The sequence below is a fragment of the Ochrobactrum sp. SFR4 genome (assembly GCF_019730395.1).
Taxonomy (GTDB): domain Bacteria; phylum Pseudomonadota; class Alphaproteobacteria; order Rhizobiales; family Rhizobiaceae; genus Pseudochrobactrum.
Genome location: NZ_JAAPBB010000007.1, coordinates 47,753 through 66,297 on the forward strand (window position 1 = coordinate 47,753; position 18,545 = coordinate 66,297).

At 52.0% G+C, this 18,545-nt stretch carries 17 protein-coding genes and 1 pseudogene; 6 read left to right on the plus strand and 12 right to left on the minus strand.

Going from position 1 to position 18,545, the window contains the following annotated elements; translation table 11 throughout:
- The first annotated feature begins 202 nt into the window (after positions 1 to 202).
- The 5 genes from HBA93_RS10530 to HBA93_RS10550 all read left to right on the plus strand — a co-directional run bounded on the left by HBA93_RS10530 (position 203) and on the right by HBA93_RS10550 (position 6,162).
- Complete coding sequence (locus HBA93_RS10530) at positions 203 to 2,080, plus strand: ABC transporter ATP-binding protein (RefSeq protein ID WP_221723247.1); 1,878 nt, start codon at positions 203 to 205, stop codon at positions 2,078 to 2,080.
- A 582-nt stretch (positions 2,081 to 2,662) separates the two neighbouring features.
- Complete coding sequence (gene petA / locus HBA93_RS10535) at positions 2,663 to 3,226, plus strand: ubiquinol-cytochrome c reductase iron-sulfur subunit (protein WP_121991526.1); 564 nt, start codon at positions 2,663 to 2,665, stop codon at positions 3,224 to 3,226.
- 20 nt (positions 3,227 to 3,246) lie between these two features.
- The gene (locus tag HBA93_RS10540) at positions 3,247 to 4,524 is read left to right on the plus strand and encodes a cytochrome b (protein WP_221723248.1); all 1,278 of its coding nucleotides are present in this window, start codon (positions 3,247 to 3,249) and stop codon (positions 4,522 to 4,524) included.
- Positions 4,525 to 4,553: 29 nt separating this feature from the next.
- Positions 4,554 to 5,414 carry a cytochrome c1 gene (locus tag HBA93_RS10545; protein WP_221723249.1) on the plus strand — a complete coding sequence of 287 codons (861 nt, stop codon included), beginning with the start codon at positions 4,554 to 4,556 and terminating at the stop codon, positions 5,412 to 5,414.
- A gap of 202 nt (positions 5,415 to 5,616) precedes the next feature.
- Positions 5,617 to 6,162, plus strand: coding sequence for an adenine phosphoribosyltransferase (locus HBA93_RS10550; RefSeq protein WP_121991523.1), 546 nt, complete (start codon positions 5,617 to 5,619; stop codon positions 6,160 to 6,162).
- A 182-nt stretch (positions 6,163 to 6,344) separates the two neighbouring features.
- Here HBA93_RS10550 and HBA93_RS10555 read toward each other — a convergent pair whose 3' ends face one another.
- The 5 genes and pseudogenes from HBA93_RS10555 to rplY all read right to left on the minus strand — a co-directional run.
- A complete protein-coding gene (locus tag HBA93_RS10555; protein WP_221723337.1) occupies positions 6,345 to 6,812 on the minus strand; it encodes a MaoC family dehydratase in 468 nt (155 codons plus the stop codon).
- Between the two features lie 20 nt (positions 6,813 to 6,832).
- Positions 6,833 to 7,294, minus strand: coding sequence for a MaoC family dehydratase (locus tag HBA93_RS10560; protein ID WP_221723250.1), 462 nt, complete (start codon positions 7,292 to 7,294; stop codon positions 6,833 to 6,835).
- A 175-nt stretch (positions 7,295 to 7,469) separates the two neighbouring features.
- Entirely contained in the window at positions 7,470 to 8,573 is a 1,104-nt protein-coding gene (gene ychF, locus HBA93_RS10565) for a redox-regulated ATPase YchF (RefSeq protein ID WP_121991522.1), read from the minus strand.
- Between the two features lie 194 nt (positions 8,574 to 8,767).
- Positions 8,768 to 9,508 carry an aminoacyl-tRNA hydrolase gene (pth, locus tag HBA93_RS10570; RefSeq protein ID WP_221723251.1) on the minus strand — a complete coding sequence of 247 codons (741 nt, stop codon included), beginning with the start codon at positions 9,506 to 9,508 and terminating at the stop codon, positions 8,768 to 8,770.
- A gap of 124 nt (positions 9,509 to 9,632) precedes the next feature.
- Positions 9,633 to 9,926, minus strand: a pseudogene (rplY, locus tag HBA93_RS10575) (50S ribosomal protein L25); the annotation flags it as partial.
- A gap of 373 nt (positions 9,927 to 10,299) precedes the next feature.
- On the opposite strand from rplY, the gene HBA93_RS10580 reads away from it, so the two are divergent.
- The gene (locus HBA93_RS10580) at positions 10,300 to 11,814 is read left to right on the plus strand and encodes an ATP-binding protein (protein WP_221723252.1); all 1,515 of its coding nucleotides are present in this window, start codon (positions 10,300 to 10,302) and stop codon (positions 11,812 to 11,814) included.
- Here HBA93_RS10580 and HBA93_RS10585 read toward each other — a convergent pair whose 3' ends face one another.
- The 7 genes from HBA93_RS10585 to lgt all read right to left on the minus strand — a co-directional run bounded on the left by HBA93_RS10585 (position 11,815) and on the right by lgt (position 18,471).
- Positions 11,815 to 12,435, minus strand: coding sequence for a glutathione S-transferase family protein (locus HBA93_RS10585; RefSeq protein ID WP_121991519.1), 621 nt, complete (start codon positions 12,433 to 12,435; stop codon positions 11,815 to 11,817). It lies immediately after the preceding gene.
- 108 nt (positions 12,436 to 12,543) lie between these two features.
- Positions 12,544 to 13,476, minus strand: coding sequence for a ribose-phosphate pyrophosphokinase (locus HBA93_RS10590; protein ID WP_075656032.1), 933 nt, complete (start codon positions 13,474 to 13,476; stop codon positions 12,544 to 12,546).
- 395 nt (positions 13,477 to 13,871) lie between these two features.
- The gene (locus HBA93_RS10595) at positions 13,872 to 14,462 is read right to left on the minus strand and encodes a hypothetical protein (protein WP_221723253.1); all 591 of its coding nucleotides are present in this window, start codon (positions 14,460 to 14,462) and stop codon (positions 13,872 to 13,874) included.
- Positions 14,463 to 14,477: 15 nt separating this feature from the next.
- Complete coding sequence (locus HBA93_RS10600) at positions 14,478 to 15,629, minus strand: M24 family metallopeptidase (RefSeq protein ID WP_121991517.1); 1,152 nt, start codon at positions 15,627 to 15,629, stop codon at positions 14,478 to 14,480.
- Positions 15,630 to 15,719: 90 nt separating this feature from the next.
- Entirely contained in the window at positions 15,720 to 16,499 is a 780-nt protein-coding gene (pgeF, locus tag HBA93_RS10605) for a peptidoglycan editing factor PgeF (protein WP_221723254.1), read from the minus strand.
- 25 nt (positions 16,500 to 16,524) lie between these two features.
- Positions 16,525 to 17,625 carry a class I SAM-dependent methyltransferase gene (locus HBA93_RS10610; protein WP_221723255.1) on the minus strand — a complete coding sequence of 367 codons (1,101 nt, stop codon included), beginning with the start codon at positions 17,623 to 17,625 and terminating at the stop codon, positions 16,525 to 16,527.
- A 3-nt stretch (positions 17,626 to 17,628) separates the two neighbouring features.
- The gene (gene lgt, locus HBA93_RS10615; RefSeq protein WP_221723256.1) at positions 17,629 to 18,471 is read right to left on the minus strand and encodes a prolipoprotein diacylglyceryl transferase; all 843 of its coding nucleotides are present in this window, start codon (positions 18,469 to 18,471) and stop codon (positions 17,629 to 17,631) included.
- Positions 18,472 to 18,545 lie beyond the last annotated feature (74 nt).

Below are 18,545 nucleotides of genomic sequence, written 5' to 3' on the forward strand. Positions count from 1 at the left end.
AAGAATGACAGCCGCTTCGCCGAAGCGGCTGTCATTTTCCCTTATTTAAAATATTTTGTCCTGTTTGCATAACGGACAGAACTCTTTTTTACTTTATAATTTAAGATCATTTGCAGTATGCCTGCTGATATTGTTTTACATGCGCCTTTCCATTGATAACTTCATCATGTTTGGCTGCGGGGTGCTGCGGAAAGGCTTTCCGATGAATATGATTTACCGCTGGTTTGAAAGCTGGATTGATCCGTTACAGGATTTTGACGGTAAACGCCCGCCGCAAACTACATTACGATTTCTCTGGCATTATATTTATCAGGCGCGCTGGCCTTTGCTGCTGGCTCTGATTGCCGGTGGTATTCTGCCGCTTCTGGAAGCCGGCCTGTTCTATTTCACCGGACGCATTGTGGATATTCTTGACCAGAGCGCAATGGAGCGTAGCTGGCACGGGCTATATGTTGCTGCCGGTGCCGAACTCTTGATGATGGGTTTTATCGTGCTGGTCGTGCGGGTGCTGATGACCGCGCTCAGCTCATTGCTTGATGACCAGACAATCACGCCCGGATTTTACAATCTGATCCGCTGGCAGGCGAACTCCTATGTGCTGCGTCAGTCCTATGCTTTTTTCCAGAATGATTTTTCAGGCCGTATTGCCACCAAAGTCTGGCAGGCAGGGCAGGCGGCGGGTGATCTGATTACCAGCTTCATTCAGGTGGTCTGGTTTATGATCATTTACAGCGTTACGACGCTGTTGCTGTTTGGTCAGCTTGATTGGCGTCTCGCCGCGCTGGTGGTGGTGTGGATGGTGCTGTTTGCGTGGATCGCCCGGCTTTATCTGCCGACTATGCGTAAACAGGCCGAGGCCAGTGCTGAGGCCGGTTCGCTTATCAATGGCCGCATTGTCGACAGCTACACCAATATTCAGACCATCAAGCTGAATACGCCGGATATGGATCAGGCCTATCTGCGATCAGGTTTTGCCAGCTATATCAAGACCATGCTGCCTTTTATGCGCACGCTGACAGGAATGCGTGTTTCTATGACCGCGCTTTCCAGCCTGATGATTGTATTGGTAGCAGCATTTTCCATTGACCTGTGGACCAAAGGACAGGCGACAGTGGGTGAGGTGGCTTTTACGCTCGGTTTGGTGCTGCGCCTGAATATGCTGCTTGGCCGTTTGATGATGCAGATGAACGGTATGCTGCGCTCTTATGGCGTTATTGAAAACTCCATGCGGCTGATCTCTGCACCGCTCGGTATGGAAGACAAACGCGATGCCAAGCCACTGAAGGTGACCTCCGGTGCTATTGATATCGCTCATGTGACTTTCCGTTATGGCTCTGAGAATGAAAACAGGGAGAAGGCAGGTGTGCTGAGCGATATCAGTCTTGCCATTCGCGGCGGCGAACGTATCGGACTGATCGGTCATTCCGGTGCGGGTAAAACCACGCTGATTAATCTGATGCTGCGGCTCTACGATGTTGATACCGGCTCTGTGTGCATTGACGGGCAGGATGTGCGCGATGTGACGCAAACTTCGCTGCGTTCTGCTTTTGCGGTGGTCAGTCAGGAGACGGCGCTGCTGCATCGCTCTTTGCGTGACAATATTATGCTGGCTAAAGCTGATGCCTCTGAGGAAGAGCTGCGCTTTGCGGCCAGTCAGGCCGAGGCTGAGGAATTTATCGGCGCATTGGAAGATTACAAAGGCCGTAAAGCCTATGATGCTTATGTCGGTGAGCGAGGAGTTAAATTATCGGGCGGTCAGCGGCAGAGAATCAGTATTGCGCGTGCCGTTTTGAAAAAAGCGCCGATTCTTATTCTTGATGAAGCCACATCGGCTCTCGATTCAGAGGTGGAGGCAGCTATTCAGGAAAATCTGACGAGGCTGATGACAGGTAAAACTGTGATCGCCATTGCACATCGCCTGTCGACAATTGCACAGCTTGACCGCCTCGTTGTGCTGGATCATGGCCGGATTGCTGAAAGCGGTACGCATGAAGAGCTGATTGCTTCAGGTGGTATTTATGCCGGTTTATGGGCGCGTCAGTCCGGTGACTTTCTTGGTGAGACTGATGAGGAAATCTGAACTGCGGGGAGAATTCTCCCCGCGTGAACTTTGCGCGTGATTGGTCAAAACAGAGTTCTTATGTCGGTTGATGACGGAAATGCAGCGTTTTATGACGGTTTTATAACTTTTTATGCGGTTGTTGCATCTGCAGCCTGCCGCTTCTTATTTTATATTGCATATAAGTAAACAGGATTTCCTGACCGGTTCAGGCAGAGAGCAGTTCTGTTTTGATAGATGTTCGCGGGTGATTTTATAACAAGTGCGGAATTGCCGTTTGCCTGTTCTTCCCCGTTTGATTTTGCATGAAATAGTCACAGGTGTTTTGCGATTGATACGGGTGAATAAAGCCGTTTTTTGACCATAGTGCGGCCTTCACTTTGCCGGTTTCCATGCCTGCGACATGGTGCCGTAAGTGCCTCAGATGACTGGACAAGCTTTTTTATCATGCCTAAACCTTGAACAAGGTGGGGGAGTTATGTCCGGTTTGTATCTGTTTTCAGGTCTTACAGCTCTCAGCACAAAACGTCACATAATTACGGACGAATGTGCTCGCGGACAACAGAGGACAGTTCAACATGCAAGTCAAAAAGGAAGTGGTACGTGAGCGCACACGACACAGCTGAGCCGACACGGCGTGATTTTCTGTACATAGCGACGGGAATGGCCGGCGTAGTCGGTGCTGCCGGCTTGGCATGGCCATTTATCGACCAGATGCGGCCGGATGCTTCAACCCTTGCGGCGGCATCCATTGAAGTGGACGTTTCGTCCCTCGCGGAAGGCGGATCGCTGACAGTAAAATGGCGCGGTAAGCCGGTATTTATCCGTAACCGTACGGCTAAAGAAATCGAAGATGCCAAGAACACACCGATGTCTGCATTGAAGGACCCTCTGGCGCGTAATGCCAATCTGGCAGCAGACGCACCGGCTTCGGATCTGGAACGCACTGCCGGTGAAGGCAAAGAAAACTGGATTGTCATGATCGGCGTTTGTACCCATCTGGGGTGCGTGCCGCTTGGTGAATCCGGTGAATTCGGCGGATGGTTCTGCCCGTGCCACGGCTCGACTTATGATACGGCTGGCCGTATCCGCAGCGGTCCGGCACCGGAAAACATGCACATTCCGGAATTTGCATTCATTTCCGATACCGTCATTAAAGTCGGTTGAGTGGTCTGAGGAGAAATTTTATGAGCGGCGGACACTCTTCATATACGCCAAAGACCGGTATCGAAAAATGGGTTGACGCAAGGCTGCCTCTACCGCGCCTCGTCTATGACTCGTTTATTGCTTATCCGGTTCCGCGTAACCTGAATTATATGTATACATTCGGCGGCATTCTGGCCTTCATGCTGATAGCTCAGCTGTTGACCGGTATTGTGCTGGCTATGCATTATGCAGCATCTACCCAGCTGGCATTCGGCTCGGTTGAAAAGATCATGCGTGATGTCAATTCCGGCTGGCTGCTGCGTTATATGCACTCCAATGGTGCATCCTTCTTCTTTATTGCGGTTTATCTGCATATCGCCCGCGGTATGTATTACGGTTCCTATAAGGCTCCGCGCGAACTGCTGTGGATCCTCGGCGTGGTAATTTTCCTGCTGATGATGGCAACCGCATTCATGGGCTATGTGCTGCCATGGGGACAGATGTCCTTCTGGGGTGCGACCGTTATCACCGGCTTCTTCACGGCGTTTCCGATTATCGGTGAACCGATCCAGCAGCTGCTGCTTGGCGGTTTTGCCGTGGATAATCCGACACTGAACCGCTTCTTCTCGCTGCACTATCTTCTGCCGTTCATGATTGCCGGTGTTGTTGTGCTGCACGTATGGGCACTGCATGTGACCGGTCAGACAAACCCGACCGGTATTGAAGTGAAAACGAAGACAGATACACTGCCATTCACACCTTATGCGACGATCAAAGACGCATTCGGTGCGGTCGTGTTCTTCATCTTCTTCGCCTATTTCATCTTCTATATGCCGAACTATCTCGGCCATCCGGATAACTATATTGAAGCAAATGCGATGGTAACCCCTGCGCATATCGTTCCCGAATGGTACTTCCTGCCGTTCTATGCGATGCTGCGTGCGATCACCTTCAATGTCGGCCCGATCGACTCCAAACTTGGCGGCGTTCTGGTGATGTTTGGTTCGATTGCTATCCTGTTTGTGCTGCCATGGCTTGATACATCGAAGGTACGTTCGGCGGTTTACCGTCCTTGGTTCAAGATGTTCTTCTGGGTATTTGTCGCCAATGCGATTTTCCTCGGCTGGCTCGGTTCCCGTCCTGCTGAGGGTGTCTATACCCTGATGGCACAGATCGGTACGCTGTATTATTTCGCATTCTTTATCATCATTCTGCCGGTACTCGGTTTGGTTGAAAAGCCGAAGCGTATACCAAACTCCATCACTGAAGCGGTTCTCGGCTCGGATGATGAAGTTGCAAAAACAGATGCTAAAGCCTGATTGCAGCACCAGATAGGAAGAGTACAGTTATGAAAATGTTCTTTACCGGTCTTGCTGCTTTCGGTCTGGCCACAGCGCTCACACTGGGCGCTGTACAGGCTGAGACTGCGGGCAGTGAAGCAGAACCGGCACATTACCCGATCAAGCATCCGACACAGGAAAGCTGGTCATTCGCAGGGCCTTTCGGCACCTATGACAAGGCACAGTTGCAGCGCGGCCTGAAAATCTACAAGGAAGTCTGCTCCGCCTGTCACTCGATGAAACTGGTATCGTTCCGCACACTGAGCGATCTTGGTTATAATGATGACCAGATCAAAGCTTTCGCTGCGGAATATGAAGTGCAGGATGGTCCGAATGCTGATGGTGAAATGTTCACCCGTGCAGCGCGTCCGGGCGATTATTTCCCGTCACCTTTCGCGAATGCGGAAGCTGCGGCGGCTGCCAATAATAATGCAGTTCCGCCGGATTTCTCGCTGATCGCCAAGGCGCGTGGTGTTGAACGTGGCTTCCCGACATTTGTGTTTGATATTTTCACACAATATGCGGAAGCGGGTCCTGATTATATTCACGCCCTGCTGACCAGCTATGATGAGACACCGCCTGCGGGTATGCAAATTCCGGAAGGCACGCATTATAATCCTGCCTTTATTGCCGGTAAGTCACTTGCTATGGCCAAGCCGCTCAGCGACGGTCAGGTGACTTATGATGACGGTTCGCCGGAAACGGTTGAGCAATATTCGCGCGATATTTCTGCCTTCCTGATGTGGGCTGCAGAGCCGCATATGGAAGCGCGTAAGAAGACCGGTTTCCGCGTTATTGTGTTCCTGCTGTTGCTGGGGGCAATTGTTTACGCAACGAAACGTCGTGTTTTTGCGAGTATTAAGCACTAATTGGCTTCACACTGATCGTGTGATCCTTTAAATAAGAAAAAGGGCGCTTAAGGCGTCCTTTTTTATGTGACGTTTTGAAAGTTGGCTCTGTATCGCTGCGTTTACGCAGAGGCAGAGGAAAATGTAACGCTATAGAGCTATTATCTGCCGGATAACCGCCAGTCGCTGATTACGGCCAGAGAATGATAAGCAAGGATTTGCCATGAATAACGAGACCCAAGAATTTCTGAAGGCTTCTTTGCGTACAATTCCGGACTATCCGCATCCGGGTGTGATGTTTCGTGATGTAACAACTCTGATGGGGAATCCCCAAGCGTTTCGTCGTGCGATTGATGAACTGGTATTTCCTTTTGCCGGTGGCAAAGCTGACAAGATTGCCGGCGTAGAAGCCCGTGGCTTTATTCTCGGTGGCGCAATGGCGCACCAGTTGTCGGCCGGTTTCGTGCCGATCCGTAAAAAAGGCAAACTGCCTTTTGAGACTGTGCGCATTGCCTATAGTCTGGAATATGGTCTGGATGAAATGGAAATGCACAGTGATGCAATTCATCCGGGCGAACGAGTCATTCTCGTTGACGATCTGATTGCAACCGGCGGTACGGCTGTTGCGGCAGTCAATCTGCTGCGCCAGATGAAAGCTGAAATTGTTGCAGCCTGTTTCATTATCGATCTGCCTGATCTGGGCGGACGCAAAAAGCTGGAAGAGCTTGGTGTGCAGGTTCGCACCTTGCTGGAATTTGAAGGCGATTAAGTCTGCTTACCTGTGAGATTAGAGCATAATTTCTTTAACTTGGATCAGTTTAAGGTAAAAACTATGCTCTCATTTTTAAGTGTTAGAGCGAGTTTTGTTTGCCAAGACTGGCACACGGCGCTCTAATAAAAAGCCTGCCTGAGCAATCAGGCAGGCTTTTTATATTTCTAATGTGCTTGCGGTCAGGGCAGCTTTACCAGAGCGGCACCGTCAAATTGCATCACGCGCTCGCCATGCTGATTGGTGCCTGTGGAGTGATGGCTGAGCATAGACCAACCCGGCTTCGTCGCCAGCGGGCGAATACCGGTGATCTGTGCGGTATAGGCGATCACATCGCCTGCAAAGACCGGATGCTCCCAGCGCAGATTTTCAAAACCGGGTGAGGGGCCGAAAACCGGCGGCGTTTCTCCACGCTCCATGCAGGTTTTAACTATACCAATCATGGACTGCACATTCAGGCGCATCCAGACCGCAGTCGTGTGCCAGCCTGAGGCACAGAGTGCACCGAAAAAGCTCTCTTTGGCTGCAACCGGATCAGTATGAAAGACCTGCGGATCATATTTTTCAGCAAAGCGGATAATTTTCGCCTCGGTAAATTCATAAGAGCCGATGGTAACTGTTTTGCCGATATTCTCTTCAAGAATGGACAGCTTGCTGGTCTTTTCCATCATCACACCTCCTGAATATTCACGCGCATGAAAATTGAACCCTGCGCTTCGCAAACCGGGATGTCATTCTGGTTGGTGATCTTGTGGTTCAGCCGGATGATGCCGAGTGCAGGTTGTGAACGGGAGATACGCTTTTCCAGCACTGTTGTGGTTGCGCTGATTGTGTCTCCGGCCAGTACAGGTTTCAGCCATTTGACATATTCCACACCGGGTGCCCCCTGACTGTCTGAATTGCTGATAAAGCGGTCAGCCATCATACGCATCAGCATGGCACAGGTATGCCAGCCGGAAGCGGAAAGCCCGCCGAGAATAGACGCCTTGCCTGCTTCTTCGCTCATATGAAAAGGCTGCGGGTCAAACTCGCTGGCAAAGGCAATGACTTCTTCCGCAGTCACCAGTCTGGAGCCGAGTTGCAGGCTGTCGCCGACGATAAAATCATTATAGGTGAAATGGGGCTGGCTCAACGGCGCTCTCCTCCGTTTATATGACAAGCTGCCGTGCAATAGTGATATGTGGCTGCTTTGTTTTCGGTGTTGTATCCTATGATCTTTTACGTAAACGTCAAATGATGTTTTGTTAAATTGCACAGATACAAAAAAGCCCTGCAGAGCAGGGCTTTAAATTCGACAATAAATAAAATCAGGTGTTGAATTTGAACAGCATCACATCGCCGTCCTGAACCACATATTCTTTGCCTTCATCGCGGGCTTTACCGGCTTCTTTAGCACCGACTTCACCCTTAAAGGTAACGTAGTCATTAAACGCGATAGTCTGTGCGCGGATGAAGCCGCGTTCAAAATCCGTATGGATCACACCGGCTGCCTGCGGAGCTTTAGCACCGCGATGAACAGTCCATGCGCGGGTTTCTTTTGGTCCTGCTGTGAAATAGGTGATCAGATCAAGCAGGGTGTAGCCCGCACGGATCAGGCGATCGAGACCTGGCTCTTCCAGACCCATTTCACCAAGGAACAGCTGTGCATCTTCATCAGGCAGCTGCGAAACTTCCGCTTCAATCGCTGCGGAAATGATAACAGTTTCCGCACCCTGTTCTTTTGCCATTTTGGCAACAGCTTCAGTGTGTTCGTTGCCGTTTGCTGCATCACCTTCGGCGACATTGCAGACATAAAGCACAGGTTTGGAAGTCAGCAGGTTCAGACCCTTGAGGATCAGCAGATCATCCGGTGCAATGCCTTTCAGCAGCATACGAACAGGCTCACCATTCTGAAGCAGCTTCAGGGATTCTTCCATCATCGGCAGAACCGTTGTTGCTTCTTTGTCTTTGCCGGTTGCGCGCTTGCGGATCTGCACGATACGGCGCTCAAGGCTTTCGAGATCGGAGAGCATCAATTCTGTTTCAACAGTCTGCGCATCGGATACCGGATCAATACGGCCTTCGACATGGGTGATGTCATCGTCTTCAAAGCAGCGCAGCACATGAACAATGGCGTCGACTTCACGGATATTGGCCAGAAACTGGTTGCCCAGACCTTCGCCTTTGGAAGCCCCGCGTACCAGACCGGCAATATCAACAAAGTTGATACGGGTCGGGATCAGTTCTTTTGAGCCGGCAATATCGGCGATCTGGCGCATGCGGCTGTCCGGCACTGCAACTTCACCGGTATTCGGCTCAATGGTGCAGAAAGGATAGTTTGCAGCCTGTGCCGCAGCCGTTTTGGTCAGTGCGTTGAAGAGGGTGGACTTGCCGACATTTGGCAGGCCAACGATACCGCATTTGAAACCCATGGTAGAACCTTATCCGGTCTGGTGCGAATTTTAAGAGTAACCGGCGATGGTGCGGTTCAGCCCTTATCCTTCAGCATGAAACGTAATGAATATTGCCATTGCCTATGCGCTATGGGGCAAGCACAGGTCAAGGGCAGTGGTGTAAATTGCGGGAAAAAGCCGCTGAAATTTGCAGCTTGCAGCGCGTTTTGTGTTTAGTCGCCCTTTTTGCCAAAGAGTTTGGCCAGCATATCGGCCATAGGGCCGGTTGTCGGAACTTTGGGGGCAATCGTATTATTCTGCCGTGCCTGACGGATATGGCTCTGGGCTTTGGGTGCAGCTTTTACCGGCGCTTCCGCTTTGGCATCCTGCTTGCCGCCCATGACCAGTGACAACTTATTCATAAAGCCGTTATCGTCTTTTTTGACGAGATAGGACAGATTGTCGGCGATGCCGGTAAAGAGCAGATCCAGCCATTCATTATCGGCTTTGGCAAAATCACCCAGCACATAATGATGCACCAGATCTTTTGAGCCCGGATGACCAATACCAAGGCGCATACGGCGATATTCCTTGGAGTTCAGTAACCCGTGCATATGCTGGTCAATGGATTTGATGCCATTATGGCCATTGGCGCTGCCACCGGCTTTGACACGCAATTTGGCAGGCGGCAGATCAAGTTCGTCATAGATCACAACAAGGTCACTGATTGCCAGTTTGTAGAAACGCATTGCTTCGCCGACAGACTGACCGGAGAGGTTCATAAAAGTCTGCGGCTTGAGCAGCAGTACCTTTTCACCATCAATCATCCCTTCGGAAATCAGGCCCTGAAACTTTTTCGACCATGGCGAAAAGCGATGGCGGGAATGAATTTCATCCACGGCCATAAAACCGATATTATGACGGTTCCGCGCATATTGCGCGCCGGGATTGCCGAGGCCGGTTATCAGCAGCATGGTCGTCTCCGAGAGTTCGATATGGCAAGCGTTTTATCAGGCTGTTGCACTATCACAAACAAAAACATCTCCGGTTTGCACCGGAGATGTTTGATAAATCAGAAGCCTGAAGGCTTGAAATTTATGCTACGCGGATGAAGTCTACGTGCAGAGGCGTGTCTTTAACGCGATCCATCTGGTAGTCTTTAGGCTGAGCTTTGATGGTCTGACCGTCAACTTCGATGTTGAAAACGGTAGATTTGAAGCCGCCGCCATAAATCAGGTAATAAACTGTTTTATAGTCGATAGCGACCGAAAGAGCAGGCTGCTTGTCACCATAGATGACTGCTGGAATCTGACCGTCGTTGCGAAGTGCACGGGAGGACCCCTTACCAGCCCGTTCGCGTTTTACGGCCTTGAGAGTTTTAACTTCGCTCATGGCTTTTCCTTATCAAGTAATTTGGAGTGTTCCGCAAAATCAGGTGAAATTCCGAAACATGATATATCCGCGAAATACGCAGCAAAAACAGCGATGATACGGACATATCATTCCGCGTTGCCTCCAAGGGTGTCTACGCGGATGCGCTCTCATAAGCGATAAAACTCGTGAGTGCAAGTTTTTGTGCACAAGACTGGCATTTTTGCCCCTTATAGTGCCTGTCGCTGTGTATTCAGACGCAGCCGTGCTAAATGCGCAAGCTTCGTGACTTGGTGTTATGATACATAGCTGATAGACAAGTTCCATATCCCGAATCTTATTTTATCACACCCGTTCATCAGGGTGTTTTTTCACGTGTATTTCAGGAGGTCATATGAAGGTCGGCATCGACATGGGAGCCACAACGAACGGCACCGCGGCTATGCTCGATCTCGAAGAGCTGCTGGCCACGCGTCTGCTGGTGCAGGGTAATTCCGGTTCCGGTAAATCCTATCTGCTGCGCCGCTTGTTAGAGCAGAGCGCGCCGTGGGTGCAGCAGTGTATCATTGATCCTGAAGGCGATTTTGTCACATTGGCCGATGTCTATGGCCATGTGGTGGTTGATGCTGCACGCACCGAGGCTGAACTGACGCGTATTGCCCAGCGTATTCGTCAGCATCGTGTGTCGGTGGTGGTTAATCTTGAAGGGTTAGATATTGACCAGCAGATGAAAGCCGCCGCGGCATTCCTCAACGGTATGTTCGATGCTGACCGTGATTACTGGTATCCGATGCTGGTGGTTGTCGATGAAGCGCAGCTTTTTGCACCTTCTGTCGGTGGTGAAGTCTCCGATGAAGCGCGTAAAATCTCGCTGAGCGCGATGACCAATCTGATGTGTCGCGGACGTAAGCGCGGACTGGCCGGTGTGATTGCCACGCAGCGTCTGGCAAAGCTTGCCAAAAACGTTGCGGCTGAAGCCTCCAATTTTCTGATGGGGCGTACCTTTCTTGATATTGATATGGCGCGTGCGGCCGATCTGCTTGGTATGGATCGCCGTCAGGCCGAGCAGTTCCGTGATTTGCAGCGCGGCCATTTTGTGGCACTGGGACCTGCTTTGTCGCGCCGTCCTCTGCCTGTGAAAATCGGCAAGGTGGAAACATCTGCGCGTTCATCCAGCCCGAAACTGATGCCCTTGCCGGATTCTCCGGTTGATGCTGCTGATCTGATTTTTACGCCGAGTGCGCAAGAAGCGAAGATGATTGTGCGTCGTCCGCCACCACCGCCTCCGCCGCCGCGCCCGATTGCTGAAATTCTGGAGCAGGTTGTGAAAGCCAAGCCGGAAGCGGAAGTGCCGGATGAGCCGCTGTTTCCGGGCTTGGTGGAAGCCGAGCGTGAAGAGCTGCTGGATAAGGTGATGACCGAGATCATTGAAGATCCGGAAGCCGCCTATCGTACTGTTGCGGTGCTGTATCAGGATTTTCTGGTGCGCTGCCGTATTCATCGTGTGCCGGGGGAACCACTGGCGTTACCGGCATTCCGTCGTCGTCTTGCTGTGGCGCAGGCCAGCGGCGGGGACGAGCTGATTGATGATGAGAAGTGGCAGACTGCACTGCAATTGTCAGAAAGCCTGACCGATGATGTGCAGGGCGTGTTCCTGATTGTGGCGCAGGCTGCGGTCAAAGGTGCGCCATGTCCGTCTGATGCCACATTGGCGCGTGCCTATGGCAGTCACTCCACCAGCCGCGCCCGTCGTCTGCTGACTTATTTTGAAGAGCGCGGTCTGCTGGTTGTGCGAAATGACTTCAAGGGCATGCGTATTGTTGCATTTCCCGATATGGGCTGTGAAACCGCAGCCGGTGATCCGAACGGGCCGGATGAAAGCGCAGACGGCGCTGAGACTGCAGAATAATCAGGCTTTCATTTTCGCCATGTCGGCATCATCGAGCGCTGTTGCCCGTTGCAGGGCAGGGCGTTCCAGAAGTCTCTGGCTGTAAGCGATAAAGCTCGGGCGTTTTTCAATTGTATTGAACCCCAATCCGAAATTTACTTGCGCACCAACATAGACATCGGCTGCGGTAAAGCGGTCGCCGGTGATGTAGGGTGTTTCTGACAGCGCCTGATCCAGCACATCCATAACGGTTTCATAGGAGCCGTATCCGATAAACCGTCCCTGTTCTTCTGTCGGATTAAAGCCGCTGGCATGGTTGCTGACAGCCGCTTCTACAGGCCCTGCGCCGAAAAACAGCCAGCGATAATATTTTGCCCGCTCGTCTGCGGTTGGTGCGAGCTTAGCATCCGGAAACACATCGGCGAGATAGGCGATGATTGCAGCCGTTTCGGTGATGATGTGATCGTTATGCTGAAGTGCCGGTACTTTGCCCATCGGATTGATCGACCGGTATTCCGCGTCTTTCATAACCGGGCCGAAAGGGACGAGCTGCGTTGTGTAGGCAGTGCCGGTTTCTTCCAGCATCCAGCGGGCAATACGTCCGCGCGACATCGGATTTGTATAGAGTATAGGATCTGACATGATGCATTCTCCTCCGTTTGATGAGGAGAATGCACTGTCTTTATGAAGAAGAAAACAAAAAAGCCGGATCACTGATCCGGCTTTTTCAATTCATATGACTGACAGTTGTTAGTCGAACAGGCTGGATACGGATTCTTCAGCGGCGGTGCGGGCAATCGCTTCGCCGATCAGGCCGGAAATCGACAATACGCGGATATTATGCGCCTGATCGATTGCAGCGGTTGGCTGAATGGAATCGGTGATAACCAGTTCTTTCAGCTTGGAATTGGTGATACGGGCAATCGCGCCACCGGAGAGAACACCATGGGTGATATAGGCGGTAACGCTGGTTGCACCTTTGGCCAGCAGAGCTTCGGCCGCATTGCAGAGTGTGCCGCCGGAATCAACTATATCGTCGAACAGCAGGCAGTCTTTGCCGGTTACATCACCGATCACGTTCATCACTTCCGATTCACCCGGACGATCGCGGCGCTTGTCAACGATTGCCAGCTGCGCATCAATACGCTTGGCCAGCGAGCGGGCACGTACCACACCGCCAACGTCCGGCGAAACCACCATTACATTGGATGTATCGTAATTGGCTTTAACATCGCGGGCGATAACCGGAACGGCATAGAGATTGTCTGTCGGGATATCGAAGAAGCCCTGAATCTGACCGGCATGAAGATCAAGGGTCAGAACGCGGTTTGCACCGGCTTCGGTGATAAGATTGGCAACCAGCTTGGCGGAAATCGGTGTGCGCGGGCCAGGTTTACGATCCTGACGGGCATAGCCGTAATAAGGGAGCACTGCGGTGATGCGGCGCGCTGAAGAGCGGCGGAATGCATCGATCATGATCAGCAGTTCCATCAGGTGATCATTGGTAGGATAAGAGGTGGACTGCAGAACGAAAACGTCCTCACCGCGCACATTTTCCTGAATTTCTACGAAGATTTCCTGATCGGCAAAACGCTTTACAACGGCTTTGCCGAGCGGAATATTCAGATGTTTTGCGACGGATTCTGCTAGGACACGATTGGAGTTGCCCGCGAAAAGTTTCATGCTTTTTTGCCTCTGGCGCTGGTTTGCCTAGCGCATGGCCCTTTAATGCATTTTGCACCGGTCATGCGCGGATTCCCTGTATCCGGGTTTGATTGTGAGAGTTCAGGGTCTGCAACCCGTTCGTCTCATAAGATTTCACTTCAGCAGCTATGCATCATTTCTTCATACAACACTGGCTGGATGAGCGGCCTTTTACAAAGCTTGGCCAGTATTGCAAGGGTACAAAAGCCGCAGGGCAGCATTAATGCCCCGATATTTCACAAAAGCTGCATTTTCATGCTCTCTATAGGCCAAAAAGACACGTTTGTGTGAAGTTTCTGAGAACAGGCTTAACATGACCGGCAGGATCAGGTGAAACTGAGTCTCACCTGATATTTAACGGGGACTTGCTCTGTTTACGGAGCGTTGGCCGAGACCCAGCGGAAATAGTCCGCCAGTGTGTCATCTGCAATTTTACCCATCACAGTCGCAGGAACGGAAGACCAGCCGTTTTTGCCGGAGACTTTCTCCTGACCTTGCAGGCGATGTACGCGATTGCCCTGCTTATCCATGACATCCCAGACATAAAGCACAGAAGTCTGATTATTCTCGGTGAGGTTAGACAGATAGCCTTTGAGAATATAATCGGCTTCGGTTTCCATATTCGAGGCGAGAGTGATGGATTGTGTTTTTATGATTGTGTCAAAACGCAATGAGAGCGGTGTCACAATCTCCAGCGGTGCGCCGATGATCGGTGCAATATAGAGTTTGTAATTACGCACCTTGGCCATATTCAAAGGCGCCTGAGCAGCCTGTGCGGGCTGACCAAAATCAGAGGTCAGCGGGGCAAGTGCCGCGCTTTTCTCACTGGTCGTCTGCGTGGAGCAACCAGCCAGCAGAAGGGCTGATGCCAGCAACGGTACTGTTGCGGAAGACTTAAAAAGCAACAGCGGTGTTGCTTTCCGTTTTAAAGAAGCATCAACAGAGGCAGATAAAGTAACCGGCATCGGCTTCAGTTCCCGTTAAATAATCACCAGATCAAGACTGCTCTTCGACAGGCTTTCGGCAGGGCCGTTGGTGGTCAGATAGGTCTGGCCTAAGGTCATGGCCGTATTGGTTTCAGAATCCATAATAATCATATGGGCAAACAGCGTCATATCCGGCTCAATACGCTCGGTATTGCCCGCATAGAACATCTGCGGATCCATCCATGACGGTGTGAAGCGCGCACCAACAGAATAGCCGCAGGCATTGAGGCGGTGCCGCGTCAGGGAATGGGCTTCCAGTGCTTTGGCATGGGCTTCAAAAACATCACCGAATGTTGAAGCCGGGGTCAGGGCGGCTTCAACAGCCATCAGGGCTTCATGTGCTGCCTCATACAGTTCCTCATGGCGCTTGGTGGCTTTGCCGGTCAGCACTGTACGCATCATCGGCGCATGGTAATGGCGGTAGACACCGGACCATTCCAGCGTGAGCTGATCGTTTTTATACATTTGCCTGCGGCCGGATTTGTAGCGGCAGAGCAGGGCATCAGGGCCGGAGCCGATAATATATTCATTGGCCGGAAAATCGCCGTCGCCGAGGAAGTTTGCTTCCATCATCGCGGCAAGAATATTCGCCTCATTGGCATTGCTGCGTACCTGCTCCAGCGCGGCATCATAAATGGCATCACTCAAGGCTGCAGCTTTGCGGGCATAATCGGCTTCCACAGGACTTTTCAGCAGACGCAGGCGATCAACCATGCCGGAAGCATCAATCACCTTGGCAAAGCTGTTCAGCTGCTCATCCAGTTTACGGCCATTGGCTGCGGTCAGTCCGTGGGTCTGGTATTCAACACCGATGCGGGCGCCGAGCAAGTCCATATCATTGAGCAGATTGCGCAGATCAACCGCAGGATTGGCGTTCTCGCGATCTGTCCATTGCACGATATGTTCAATCGTAGAGGTGTGGCGCGCCTGACGCAGGTCGGCGGAGCGTGTCATCAGCACCATGCTGCCGTCCTGTTTGACAACCAGACACTGGAAAAAACAGAAGCCGAAAGTGTCATAGCCGGTCAGCCAATACATGCTTTCCTGAGAGAACAGCAGCAATGCATCAAGCTTGTTCTCAGCCATGCAGAGCATCAGCCGGTCACGGCGTGCCGCAAATTCTTCCGGTGCAAAATGAAGTGCCATAATTATCTCCGCATTGAACAAACGACTGTGCCGCTTGCCACTCTGTGAGCAGCTCAGCAAGATCATCTATGTTTTCAGAACCGGAAGCGTTTACTTCCGGATGGCAATCGCGGCGATCTGGCGTCCGTAATCCGGTTCCTTGCGATGGGTAGTGCGGCGATAAGAGAAAAACCGCGTTTCATCGGCATAGGTACAGAGATCAAGAGACGCTGTCTGGATACCGCAGGCTGACAGACGATCAACGATAAAGCTCCAAAGATCAAACATTTTACGCGCCGGATCGCTTGAAGGGCGGAAATATTGTTCATAACTTTGATCGCGGGCAGTGAATTCCGCAACGAATTCAGCCCCCACTTCATAATTGTCCTGACCGATGCAGGGCCCTAGAACTGCGCGGATTTTTGACCGTTCCGCGCCCAGATTGACCATAGCTTCCACGGTGTTTTCCAGAACACCGGCAAGCGCACCACGCCAGCCCGCATGAGCGGAGCCGATAATGCCCGCTTCCGGCTCACAAAACAGCACAGGACCACAATCAGCACTCAATGCACCCAGAATCAGTCCCGGCACATTGGTCACCATCGCATCGGCCTGCGGCCGTGGCGAAGGCAGGGCCTCGGTGATAGTCAGAACGGTTGGTGAATGCACCTGATAGAGGGTTTGCAGGTCTTCCGGCTGAAGATCGAAATAGGCGGCTACGCGGCGGCGGTTTTCCGCCACAGCATCAGGATCATCTTTAGAACCTGCACCGACATTGAGGCTGTCATAAATGCCGGAAGATACGCCGCCGAGACGGGTGAAAAACCCATGCGCGATGCGGTCATTGGTTTCGAGCAAAGGAGAGCGGATCGGATCAGGCATATTGGTCATGATAGTCTCTCTGGAAAATGAAATATCAGATTGTTTTCAGGTCGGGATAAGTGACGCTTAAGACTTTAAACAGGCTGCCCATCTGGTTTGGCGCAGCCAGCCGCTCCACATCATCACGGATTTGTTCCTGCACGCTGGCAGATTTACCGGCGCCAAGCTGACCTGCACGGCTGAGCAGACCCATTCTCAACAGGAAGCCGCCCTGTTCTTCAGCTTTTATCGTGCAGCCGAGGCCGGAAGCAATTTGCGCGAGAGCGGCAAAATCCACATGTGTAGTAATATCGGCCTGACCGGGAGCGATGAACACATCCTGATAGGCGTGCTGATAGAGTGCCTGCAAGGTGTCGCCGAAACCGGCTTCATGAGAGCCATAGTCAATCAGCAAAGCCGCACCTTTGTGCTTGCGGATATGTTCGCTGATTTGCTGCATCAGTGCAGAACGAGCCGGTGAGGCCTCGAAAATTGTACCTTCTGGTGCTGTTTCATGGCCTTGAGGCAGAAGTGTGGGGTCAATGCCGCCGGTACCGGTGGTAAAGCAGAGTTCCGGTGCTGCCTCATTGCGGGTTGCAACCATACGCTCAACAAAGCGGCCTTCATGTTTAACATATTGATGATCCGGCAGCGCATCGAACAATTCATTGGCGACGAGGATCAGCGTGTTTTGCGGGATTTCCCCGAAGCTTTTATACCAAGCCATGTGAGGGGCGGCACCCTCAAGCTTTTTCTTTTGCACGCCTGTCAGCCGGTCGCTGGTTTCCACCATTGCAATATGGGTGGTGCGCAGCATGCCCGGTGCCAGTTTGCCAGCCGCGCGCAGCAGGTCGCTCATCAAAGTGCCGCGACCGCCGCCAATCTCGCAAATGGTGCAGTTTTCCGGTTTGCCCAGAGCTTCCCAATGGCTGACGACCCAAATGCCGATCAGTTCACCAAACATCTGGCTAACTTCCGGCGCAGTGATGAAGTCACCTTTCGCCCCGAACGGCTCACGGGTCATGTAATAACCGCCGTCATGATCGGCGAGGCAGAAAGCCATATAGTCTGCCACGCTGATCGGTCCGCCATTGGTAATCAAGCGGATCAGACGCTGTTTCAGCTTGTCTGCGGCGGGGATTGTCGTTTCTGCCATTGTTTATGCCTTTGCCGCAGCTCGGTTTCCGCGCCACATTGCCCAGACACCGAGCAGTACCATCGGAACAGACAGAACCATGCCCATGGTCATCCAGCCGCCGACTAGATAGCCGAGCTGTGCGTCCGGCTCGCGGAAGAATTCAACCAGAATACGGGACAAGCCATAACCGGCGACAAAGGCACCGGCGATGAAGCCCGGAGCTTTGAGCTTGTTGCCCTTCCAGATCAGCAAAGCGAGTACGAAGAACAATACAAAACCTTCGAGTGCTGCTTCATAAAGCTGGCTCGGGTGGCGTGGCAGCGGTCCGCCATTGGGGAAATAAACTGCCCATGAAACATCGCTGACGCGACCCCAGAGTTCTGAATTGATGAAATTGGCAATGCGCACGACGCCGAGGCCGATCGGTACACCGGCGGCGATTGTGTCGAACATACTCCAGACAGGAATGCGACGCTTGCGTGCAAACAGGATCATGGCAACGGTCGTGCCGAGAATTCCGCCATGGAAGGACATGCCGCCGTCCCAGACAGCCGGTATTTCCAGCGGATTGCTGATATAGAAACCGAAATTATAAAACAGCACGTAACCGAGACGGCCGCCGATCACAACGCCAAGGGCTGCCCAGAGCACAAAATCATCCAGAGCCAGCGGATCCATAGGCGCATTATTGTTCGGCCACAGACGCGCTGTGTTTACAAGTTTCTTGCCATACCACCACGCAAACAAAATGCCGATGACATAGCCGATACCATACCAGTGCACGGAGAGCGGCCCTATGGAAAACAGCACAGGATCAATATTTGGGAAGGGCAGTGCAGCCATTATGATCTGCGGTTCGGTCATTCTTCACTCCGTTATGGCTGCGTCTGCTATCATGTGTTCCAGCACTGGTTTGTACTGTTGTTGATGAGGCATAG